The 9,936-nt window shown below is 42.5% G+C and carries 10 protein-coding genes; 4 read left to right on the forward strand and 6 right to left on the reverse strand.

What is annotated here, in order from left to right; translation table 11 throughout:
- Positions 1–208, forward strand: a 208-nt coding sequence (locus RMY27_RS35070) for a WD40 repeat domain-containing protein (protein WP_322669400.1), incomplete at its 5' end; no start/stop codon positions are given.
- Between the two features lie 449 nt (positions 209–657).
- On the opposite strand, the gene RMY27_RS35075 is transcribed toward RMY27_RS35070, so the two are convergent.
- From RMY27_RS35075 to RMY27_RS35085, 3 genes are all read right to left on the reverse strand, one after another.
- The gene (locus tag RMY27_RS35075; RefSeq protein WP_322669401.1) at positions 658–1,407 is read right to left on the reverse strand and encodes a Uma2 family endonuclease; all 750 of its coding nucleotides are present in this window, start codon (positions 1,405–1,407) and stop codon (positions 658–660) included.
- A 63-nt stretch (positions 1,408–1,470) separates the two neighbouring features.
- Positions 1,471–1,998, reverse strand: coding sequence for a Uma2 family endonuclease (locus RMY27_RS35080; RefSeq protein ID WP_322669402.1), 528 nt, complete (start codon positions 1,996–1,998; stop codon positions 1,471–1,473).
- A 180-nt stretch (positions 1,999–2,178) separates the two neighbouring features.
- Entirely contained in the window at positions 2,179–2,433 is a 255-nt protein-coding gene (locus tag RMY27_RS35085; RefSeq protein ID WP_416212397.1) for a hypothetical protein, read from the reverse strand.
- Positions 2,434–2,615: 182 nt separating this feature from the next.
- On the opposite strand from RMY27_RS35085, the gene uvrA reads away from it, so the two are divergent.
- Entirely contained in the window at positions 2,616–5,504 is a 2,889-nt protein-coding gene (gene uvrA / locus RMY27_RS35090) for an excinuclease ABC subunit UvrA (protein ID WP_322669403.1), read from the forward strand.
- Positions 5,505–5,734: 230 nt separating this feature from the next.
- Here the strand turns inward: uvrA and RMY27_RS35095 are convergent, their stop codons facing one another.
- The 3 genes from RMY27_RS35095 to RMY27_RS35105 form a co-directional block, all read right to left on the reverse strand.
- Positions 5,735–6,217: a hypothetical protein gene (locus tag RMY27_RS35095; RefSeq protein ID WP_322669404.1), complete on the reverse strand. Its 483-nt coding sequence runs from the start codon at positions 6,215–6,217 to the stop codon at positions 5,735–5,737.
- A gap of 125 nt (positions 6,218–6,342) precedes the next feature.
- The gene (locus RMY27_RS35100; protein WP_322669405.1) at positions 6,343–6,900 is read right to left on the reverse strand and encodes a hypothetical protein; all 558 of its coding nucleotides are present in this window, start codon (positions 6,898–6,900) and stop codon (positions 6,343–6,345) included.
- A gap of 128 nt (positions 6,901–7,028) precedes the next feature.
- Positions 7,029–7,481 (reverse strand): cupin domain-containing protein, encoded by a 453-nt coding sequence (locus tag RMY27_RS35105; protein ID WP_322669406.1) that lies wholly within the window; start codon positions 7,479–7,481, stop codon positions 7,029–7,031.
- Between the two features lie 182 nt (positions 7,482–7,663).
- Between RMY27_RS35105 and RMY27_RS35110 the strand changes: the two genes are divergently transcribed.
- Together RMY27_RS35110 and RMY27_RS35115 are read left to right on the forward strand one after the other, a co-directional pair.
- Positions 7,664–9,220: an ATP-binding protein gene (locus tag RMY27_RS35110; protein ID WP_322669407.1), complete on the forward strand. Its 1,557-nt coding sequence runs from the start codon at positions 7,664–7,666 to the stop codon at positions 9,218–9,220.
- Positions 9,221–9,326: 106 nt separating this feature from the next.
- Positions 9,327–9,701 carry a response regulator gene (locus RMY27_RS35115; protein ID WP_322669408.1) on the forward strand — a complete coding sequence of 125 codons (375 nt, stop codon included), beginning with the start codon at positions 9,327–9,329 and terminating at the stop codon, positions 9,699–9,701.
- Positions 9,702–9,936: the final 235 nt, after the last annotated feature.

A 9,936-nucleotide genomic window follows, 5' to 3' on the forward strand; every position in this document is an offset into this window, starting at 1 on the left:
AGAGATTTCCACCCTGACTGGGCATAGCAATTCGGTCAACAGCGTCGTCTTCAGCTCGGATGGCAAAACTTTAGCTTCCGCCAGTGTTGACAACACCATCAAATTGTGGAATCTGAATCTTGATGATTTATTAGCACAGGGTTGCAGTTGGCTTAAGGGTTATTTGGCTAGCCATCCTGGTGCGGCTAAGGTGTGTTCGGGGCGGTAGGGGAATAAGGGGGATGTGGTTCGACTTCGCTCACCAACCGGGGGATGAGGGAGCGATCGCCCTTTAATATTCAAAAAGAGCGATCGCTCACTAAAAAAGAAATGCGATCGCAGTTGAGAACCTAATTTTTGCAGTGATTTTAATCTTAAATGTAGAGCTAAAGGCGTAGGCGTAGCCCGCCGTAGACATCGCTTGGTAAATTAGAAATGCGATCGCACTTCTGAACTCGGTGTTTCAAGTTCCAAACACAAATGATCGAGCAAAAAGGTCAAAGTTCCGAGTTTTGAACACCAATGACCGAGCAAAAAGGTCGAACTTCCGAGTTACGAACACTAATGACCGAGTAAAAAGGTCAAACTTCCGAGTTCCGAACACCAATGACCGAGTAAAAAGGTCGAACTTCCGAGTTCCAAACACCAATGGCCGAGTAAAAAGGTCGAACTTCCGAGTTAAACCTCTGGTTCCACTCCTAGCGCTTTTAACTGGGCTGCTAATCTCTCTGCACGCTGACTTTCTTGTTCTGCAAGCTGTTGAGCGACATTTTTCTCTTGCCGTTCTTTTGCTGCTAACTCCAAACCCCACAGTAATAGTTCGCTGTTATCATCCCACCAACGCAACCAATAACCTGTGCGGTTTTCTCGGCTTCCTTGCCATACGCCTAAAAACAAGCTCATTTCGGCAATCCAGTGACGATTATTTGCATCGGGTGTTTGCAGTTTATAACGTCCTAAATCATCTCGCCGATAAACTTCTAAAACTCCCCCGTCTGGTTCAAAAATGGCATAGTTTGGCACTTGTAAAATCTGCTCATAATAAAACCATTTACCAGGGGGAAAGGTCGGTTTACTTGAATACTCTCCACCTTCGGTATCTAAGAGAAATTCCATCACAATTACCGGAATATCACCTTGGAGTCGTGGCGTATAACTGCGCTTCACTTCTTCTCGTGAGACTCGAATAGATGGTACATAACCCCAATCTGGTGCTTTGACGACAAATCGATTATTCAAAGTGGCGCAGATACCGTAATTAGTGATGGTTAAAGCATCGGTGGGTAATCTGCCAGCAAGTTCCAAGCTTTCTGTTAAAGCAGCAGCCAAGAGTGGCTGATTAATGTTATCCACTGGTTCGTTGTCTAAAACAAAATCATCAGGTAACTTTTCCCAGGTGACATTATGAGTGGCTGCATTGGCTAGCATAATCAGAATATCTCAAGTACAAATTCAATTTCTAATGACCCGATTAAAAAATTGCACACGGCGTTACTCCTGAGCAAAGGTTCGCACTTCTTCCACTGACAATCCCAAAGCTTGGGCAATCTGTTCGATGCTCAAATCCATTTGCAATAATCGGGGTATGGCATCTCTTCTAGCTTGTTCTGCAAGTTCCGCCCGTTGTCGTTCTTGTTCGGCGTTGTGAGAAATTTCTGTATAAGTTAAAAACCGTTCTCCATCAGGGCGATATAACTGCAAACCCTCTGTTGATAAAGCAAACCGAACTTTTAAACGGGGACTCACCCAATCTTCCATTTGGGGGATGACATCTAAACCGTCTTCGCCACGCAACCATCCACGCAAATTATTGCGATCGGGATCGTAAATGTAATACTCTTCCACGCCATAGCGGTCATAGAAAAGTAATTTCTTGTCCATTTCAGTTTGGGTGTTCCTGGGAGAAAGAATTTCAAACACCACTTGCGGTGCAATTCCCTCCTCTTTCCATTGTTGGTAGCACAAGCGATGTCTACGACGGGCTACGCCTACGGCTTTTGGTCTACCCAATACCACCATCACATTTGGGGCGTTAACAATTTTGTTACGTCCCTCTACGGGCAGGGCTGTTTCATTCGTTCAGATCGCGATTTTGTCAACAGTATCAGCCAAAAATTTGAGTAAGTTGGTAATCGAAAAATTACGGCTTCAACCGATAAATTTAAGTGCGATCGCCTGGTTTTTGTCTGAATTGGATTGTTAACAACCTGATTTTTTTGACTGATACGCTTGTAAATTAAGGACTTTTAGGGAATGAAACAGCCCTGCCTCTACGGGATACCAAAATAAATCTCCGGCGACAAATACATTTGGATCGTCGGCAAATAGCCAATCTAAATTCTGCTTGATTTCTACAATCCAGCCAAATTGTATGGTATTATTAGCCACTGGTTGTCCGTCACTATCTGGGTAGATGACCTCTGGCTGGGCCGACGGTTGGATTTGCGATACCATAGCTTCGCCCTCAGAAGGATATTTAGTCGGGATGCTTCCAAATTAGCAGACTCTTAAGGATATCTGCGCCATGAATCTGGAACGATAACTAACTAAAACAGTACGATTGTTCTACAATAAACCGATTAAAGATAGTATTATTAAGGACTGTTTCATCAGAAACTCCTTCTTTGCCGCCCAATATGTCAGACCAACAGCTAGCAGCATCCTTGAATGGACATCTTCCGTACCCCAGCCACAACAGCCAGAATACCATTCGGATTCGGGGTGCTAGGCAGCATAATCTGAAAAATATTGACTTGGAATTGCCACGCGATCGCCTAATCGTATTCACTGGCGTTTCTGGTTCTGGTAAGTCTTCCTTAGCCTTTGATACCATTTTCGCTGAAGGGCAACGTCGCTATGTGGAATCCCTCAGCGCCTACGCACGGCAATTTCTCGGACAGTTAGATAAGCCGGATGTAGAAGCCATTGAAGGCTTAAGTCCAGCAATTTCTATTGATCAAAAGTCAACGTCTCATAACCCCCGTTCCACAGTCGGTACGGTGACGGAGATTTATGACTATTTGCGGCTGTTGTTTGGTCGAGCTGGCGAACCCCATTGTCCGATATGCGATCGCTGTATTGCCCCCCAGACAATCGATGAGATGTGCGATCGCATCATGGAATTACCAGATCGCACCCGCTTCCAAATTCTTGCACCTGTTGTCAGGGGAAAAAAGGGCACACACCGTAAGCTTTTGTCAAGTCTTGCTTCTCAAGGTTTTGTCCGCGTGCGGATCAATGGCGAGATCCGCGATCTGTCAGATTCCATTGAATTGGATAAAAATTTTACCCACACGATCGAAGTGGTAATTGACCGCTTGGTGAAAAAAGCTGATATTCAGGAGCGTTTGGTTGATTCTTTGTCTACGTGTCTCAAGCAATCGGGTGGTATTGCAGCCATTTTAGTGAGTCTGCTTGGTGACGACGGACAAGAAAAAGAAGAAGAATTAGTATTTTCAGAAAACTTTGCTTGTCCAGAACATGGCGCGGTAATGGAGGAATTATCGCCGCGATTGTTTTCGTTTAACTCGCCTTATGGTGCTTGTCCGCACTGTCATGGAATTGGGACTTTAAGGAGATTTGCGCCAGACTTGATCGTACCTGACTGGGAAGCGCCAGTTTACGCTGCGATCGCGCCTTGGTCAGAAAAAGATAATTCTTATTACTTGGAATTACTCTATAGTGTAGGCCAGATTTATGGGTTTGAGTTACAAACAAATTGGAGCAAGCTGACAGAAGAACAGCAGCAAATTATATTGTTTGGCGAGAAAGATGAACGAGCCGCAGAAGCACAGAGAAAGCAGAGTTTTAAAGGTGCTATTCCAATTTTGCAACGCCAGTATGAAGGTGGTTCGGAATTAATTAAACAAAAATTAGAGCAGTATTTAATCGATCAACCGTGTGAAGTTTGTAAAGGTAAACGGTTAAAACCGGAAGCCTTGGCAGTGAAGTTGGGACAATATGGAATTTTAGAATTGACTACAGTATCAATTCGAGATTGTCGGGAGAGAATTGAGCAATTTAAGTTGAGCGATCGCCAGTTACAAATTGCTGATTTAGTCCTGAGAGAAATCAAAGCCAGATTGCAATTTTTGTTGGATGTAGGTTTAGATTATCTCACCCTTGATCGTCCCGCCATGACGCTTTCTGGTGGCGAAGCCCAACGAATTCGTCTAGCAACGCAAATTGGTTCTGGATTAACAGGAGTTCTCTACGTTTTAGATGAACCGAGTATTGGTTTGCATCAACGAGATAATGGCAGGTTGCTTAAAACTTTAACGAAATTGCGCGATTTAGGTAATACATTAATTGTCGTTGAACACGATGAAGAAACAATTCGTGCAGCTAACCATATAGTTGATATTGGGCCTGGTGCAGGAATTCACGGCGGAAATATTATCGCCCAAGGTGATTTTCAGGCGTTATTAGCAGCAGAAGATTCCTTGACGGGTGCATATTTATCAGGAAGACGAGTAATTACCACACCAGCAGAACGCCGAGAAGGAAATGGGCGTAGTTTGGGAATTAAAAATGCCCATCGCAACAATTTACAGAATATAGATGTAGACATTCCACTAGGTAAACTCGTCTCCATCACTGGTGTGTCTGGTTCTGGCAAATCTACGCTGATTAACGAATTACTGTACCCATCTCTGCAACACCATTTAACAAAGAAAGTTCCCTTACCCAGACATTTGGATAAAATTCAGGGATTGAATGCGATTGATAAAGCGATCGTTATCGATCAATCCCCAATTGGACGCACACCACGTTCTAACCCTGCAACTTACACAGGAATTTTCGATGCCATTCGGGATGTATTTTCCCAAACAGTAGAAGCCAAAGCTAGGGGTTACAAACCCGGACAATTTTCCTTCAACGTTAAAGGTGGACGTTGCGAAGCTTGTAGCGGACAGGGTGTGAATGTTATTGAAATGAACTTTCTCCCTGATGTTTACGTACAATGCGAAATTTGTAAGGGTGCAAGATACAACCGCGAGACTTTGCAAGTGAAGTATAAAGATAAGTCTATTTCTGATGTTCTGAGAATGACAGTTGAGGAAAGTTTAGACTTTTTCCAGAATATACCCAAAGCGATCGCGCGTTTGCAAACTTTATTTGATGTCGGGTTGGGTTATGTCCAACTAGGACAACCTGCGACTACCTTATCAGGTGGTGAAGCGCAACGGGTAAAATTAGCAACCGAACTATCTCGACGCGCCACAGGTAAGACGCTTTATTTAATCGATGAACCGACAACAGGGTTATCTTTTTACGATGTCCACAAATTGTTAGATGTGTTGCAACGATTGGTAGATAAGGGGAATTCAATATTAGTAATTGAACACAATTTAGATGTAATTCGTTGTTCTGACTGGGTGATAGATTTGGGGCCAGAAGGTGGCGACAAAGGGGGAGAATTGATTGCTGTGGGTACACCGGAGGAAGTTGCAAAAAATCCCAGGTCTTATACTGGGCAATATTTACAGCAGGTATTAAAACAATATCCGGCGATGAAGAAATAAAGTTTTTGTCTCAGTCATAGACGCAAAGAAGTTTATCACATGGTAGGTGCAAATAAAAGCGATCGCTGATTCTAAAATAAACAAACTTGCATCAACATGAAAAAACTTTCCCAAAGCCTCAGCTTGTTTTTTAGTGACTTATAGTTGACAAAATCCCCAACTTATTTGAGAAGTTGAGGAGTTGCTGTTTGCAATTCTTACAAATAAAATAGGATTGCAATAAATGTTTATCAAGTTGTAGCTAAAGCTGGTTCTGCCAAAAAATATTTCAGATTTTCTTGCTGGGTAGCAAATTTCAAATATTGAGATGCCATTTCTGGTGTTAGTAATTCAACCATTAACCTGTTTTCCACCCAAAACTCAATCACATCAAAGAAAGAATCGCGGTTACAGCGCACTACACGCCAACCTTCACGCACACCAATTTTTTCAATTTCTTGCTGACTAATGGGTACAGAGATTGCTGCATGAATATCTGTATACCTAGCAGTAATAGCAGTATGCACAAATACACATTGTTCATCACCTTCGCCAGGTTCTATTTGAGAACCTAAAGGATAAAGTTCAATGGCTGTACCATATTCATCAAAAGGTATAACCATAAAACTTCCTGGGTTAGGAGGAAAGGGAACAGCTTGCGCTTTTAAGATTTCCGCCAAAACTTGAGCAACATGGCTAGGGTTTCTAACAGCAATTGAAATATGGTGAATCATAAAATAACCTCAGTTCGATATCTTGTAGATTAGAAAACAATCGGGTAGAACTAGGGGAGGCAGGAGAGAGAAAAAATTCTTAACCTCAGCGTATTGGGTTCTATGCAAATTGAATGCTCATTAGCTTATTGAGGTCGTCCATAATGAGCGCGACCCTTACCATCGGCAGTCTCAAGTACTAAAACTTGCTGCCCATAATCATTCGTCTCGATCGACCACTCGTAAGTTTCAGGCTTTGCTGTATTGCGGCTGGAGTAGGTGCGTCCGCTATTACAGATTTGCCCTTTAGATGTGCTGTCGCTAGGTTGAAAAGTCAGGCGTTGAGCCTCAATCTTAACTTTGCCTTTTTCCTCTATGAAAAGGTTAGATGCACAGTTGTAGGTGTTGATTTGAATCAGCCTATTTCGCTTGTAGTTTCCGTTAGATGCAAGTTGGAATTGATCGCTAGAGCCGTTTGGGGCTGCGGACTGCCCTGTGTAACTATCTTGGTATTGGATGGACGAGATTCGACCGTACCGCCACTCGCCCTGGAGTTCAGCAGGCACTCCATTATCGTTACCCGCCTGACTCGCGCTTGGGTAAAAAACAAGGCTAGTGGTGAAACCCAAACTCAGGGCAGTAGTAGCGAAAAAGCGGACAGTTTTTGCTCTGGAATAGAGTTGCTTGTTGGTTATTGAGTGCATAGCATTTCTGTGGAAATAGATTGATTTGTCAACAAAAGCGATTTACAACGCGAACTCTGCGTGTTTATATATTGCCTATCCTAATGGGGGCACACATATGTGCGCCCAAATCCACCCAAAGCAAAATTTCATGCAATAAACTGCAATCCATATTTGCTCAAAACAGGCTGTACTTTTTCCATGTTTAGGGATGCACTATCTGCTACTTGACCCATTTCTTCATAAAACTTTTTCGCGCCCTTGGGTGAAATTAAAACCAAAAATTTTGCAGTAGCAGAACGAATTTTAAAGCCGTGTGCTGTATTGTGAGGAATGTTAACGAAAAAGCCTGGTGATGCCAAAATTGTTTCTGTACCAATTTGGATGTCTAGTTCACCTTCTAGAATATAAAACGCCTCTTCCCAAGGGTGAGTATGAAGTGGTGGGCCATTTTCCTCTGTATCTGTAATTTCATAAATTGTCCACGCTTGATTAGTCTCTTCTCCGGTTACTTTTGTTGTGAACTGTGCACCAATAACTGAAAATTGATTTCCTTCTCCTGATGCAAGAATAGTTGGTTTCCGCATGGTTGCATTTTGCATTCAAGTTACTCCTTGTTGTGTAATTTAGTAAGTAATTTACAAATTTGATTTGATGTTTTTAACATTAGAAATTAATCGGGGAGAACTAGGGTAGATAAATGGGTAATTGCTATTTTTTTTGTAACTGATTATTAAGATATTGAACTAAGGTTAAAATCTCTAGAAACAATTAGTAGCCTATTGTGGCTAAAGTCGATATTTCCATGCCTAAAGAGTCACTCAACTTCCCGAAAGCAGACATACTGGTGATTGATGACACGCCAGAAAACCTGAATCTCCTATCTGCCATGTTGACAGAACAGGGATATAAAGTTAGAAGTGTAACTAAAGGTTCTACGGGTTTACGGGGAGCAAATGCAGTTCCCCCCGACCTAATTTTGTTGGATGTGAATATGCCTGAGATGAATGGCTATGAAGTCTGCCAACACCTGAAGGCAAACGATCGCACCCGCGAAATTCCAGTAATTTTTATCAGCGCCTTGGGTGATGTGCTAGATAAAGTAAAAGCTTTTACAGTTGGTGGGGTAGACTATATTACTAAGCCTTTTCAACTAGAAGAAGTTTTAGCACGAATTGAAAATCACTTGACCATTTGGAAACTGCAACGACAACTCCAAGCCCAAAATGAGCGGTTGCAGCAGGAAATTTCTGAACGCGCCAAAGCAGAAGAGAAGTTTGCTAAAGTTTTTCGCTCTAGTCCCAACCCAATCGCGATCGCTACAGTTTCGGAAGCTCGTTTTATTGATGTCAATCCCAGTTTCTTGAAGATGAGCGGTTATTGTCTAGAGGAAGTGATTGGTGATACTGCTGCTGAACTTAATTTGGGTAAAAACACAGCCGCGATCGCTCAAACAATTCAACTTCTGCCAGAAACTGGCTCACTATACAATCTAGAATTTGAATTTTCTACTAAGTCTGGAGAACTCAAAACCATACTGATATCTCTCGAATTAATTGACTTAGGTGGAGTGCCATGTGCTTTATTAATTGCCAATGACATCACCGAACGCAAACGCCTAGAAAACGAATTTATCTCTTTAGTCAGTCATGAGTTGCGTACACCTTTAACTTCCACAATGGGAGCATTAGATTTATTGAATTCAGGACAACTGGGAACTCTGAATGAACAGGGGCAAAAAGTCCTCAGCATTGCCACCACTAATACTGAACGCCTGATTCGTTTAGTGAACGATATTCTCGATTTAGAGCGGATGAAATCGGGCAAAATCTTCACGCGCAAGGCGAAGTGCAACGTCGCAGACTTGCTAATTACGGCAACGGAAGCAATGCAAGCAATGGCAGATAAATTACAAGTTCGACTGATTATAAATCCCGTAGCAGTAGAACTTTGGGCAGATCCCGATCGTCTCTTGCAAACCCTCACCAATTTACTGAGCAACGCGATTAAGTTTTCTGAACCAGGAGATACTGTGTGGATAAGCGCAACTCTTTCAGAATCCAGAGGCGTTGAGTCTGAAGAAAATCAGCCATCATCCAACTTCCTTTTAATTACAATCCAAGATGAAGGGCGAGGAATTCCTGAAGATAAATTGCAAATCATCTTCGAGCGTTTTCAGCAGGTAGACGCATCTGACTCCCGCAATAAAGGAGGAACAGGTTTAGGACTGGCTATTTGCCGAGATATCATACAGCAACATGATGGTAAAATCTGGGTTCAGAGTATTTTAGGCAAAGGTAGCACTTTTTATGTACTGCTACCTTTAGTAGACTCTCAATAGCAGCTTTTAATTACCCAAATCTCCCCTACTTCTGCCCGATTGCATTCTAGAATAGCTGAAGACTAATCAAGCTAATCAGCATCACATATCATCTGAGAGTGACAATATGAGCAGAAATATCTTGATTGTTGATGATGAAGAAGATGTGCAGGCGATCGCAAAATTGGGATTAGAAATGGGTGCCGGTTGGAACGTATTGACTGCTTGTTCTGGTCGAGAAGCGTTGAATCTAGCTGCCAACTCTAAACTTGATGTAATTTTACTAGATATGATGATGCCTGATTTGGATGGGCGTGCCACTCTGCAACAACTGAAAGCTAACCCCATCACTAGGTTAATTCCAGTAATTTTACTAACTGCCAAAGTCCAGGAGTCCGCTCAAGAGAGCTTTGCTGGCTTAGATGTAGCTGCTATCTTTGCCAAGCCTTTCCGTCCCTTGAAACTAGCAGCGCAAATCAGTGAAGCATTAGGTTGGGACTGAATTTTTTCTGTGTGGTTACAGCAAAGAGGTTACTACCTACATATTATGTATGACAACTTTTCTGATTCGCATTGACATATAACCGGGCAGATGTGGGTACAAAACGATTTGGCGTTGGATACCATCTGTCAAATTGAGGCGCAAAGGAATTGGTCTATAAATAATTTAAGCTCTGGGAAAGCGATCGCCCCGACCAATATCCTCCAATAACCAGCTACGCAAAAGAGGATCTAAA

It is taken from the genome of Nostoc sp. DedQUE09 (genome assembly GCF_034530915.1).
Taxonomy (GTDB): domain Bacteria; phylum Cyanobacteriota; class Cyanobacteriia; order Cyanobacteriales; family Nostocaceae; genus Nostoc.

Coding starts and splice junctions, on each gene's coding strand:
- RMY27_RS35075 (WP_322669401.1), bottom strand. CDS start 1,407: ATGCTAGCCAATGCAGCCACTCATAATGTCACCTGGGAAAAGTTACCT.
- RMY27_RS35080 (WP_322669402.1), bottom strand. CDS start 1,998: ATGGTGGTATTGGGTAGACCAAAAGCCGTAGGCGTAGCCCGTCGTAGA.
- RMY27_RS35085 (WP_416212397.1), bottom strand. CDS start 2,433: ATGGTATCGCAAATCCAACCGTCGGCCCAGCCAGAGGTCATCTACCCA.
- uvrA (WP_322669403.1), top strand. CDS start 2,616: ATGTCAGACCAACAGCTAGCAGCATCCTTGAATGGACATCTTCCGTAC.
- RMY27_RS35095 (WP_322669404.1), bottom strand. CDS start 6,217: ATGATTCACCATATTTCAATTGCTGTTAGAAACCCTAGCCATGTTGCT.
- RMY27_RS35100 (WP_322669405.1), bottom strand. CDS start 6,900: ATGCACTCAATAACCAACAAGCAACTCTATTCCAGAGCAAAAACTGTC.
- RMY27_RS35105 (WP_322669406.1), bottom strand. CDS start 7,481: ATGCAAAATGCAACCATGCGGAAACCAACTATTCTTGCATCAGGAGAA.
- RMY27_RS35115 (WP_322669408.1), top strand. CDS start 9,327: ATGAGCAGAAATATCTTGATTGTTGATGATGAAGAAGATGTGCAGGCG.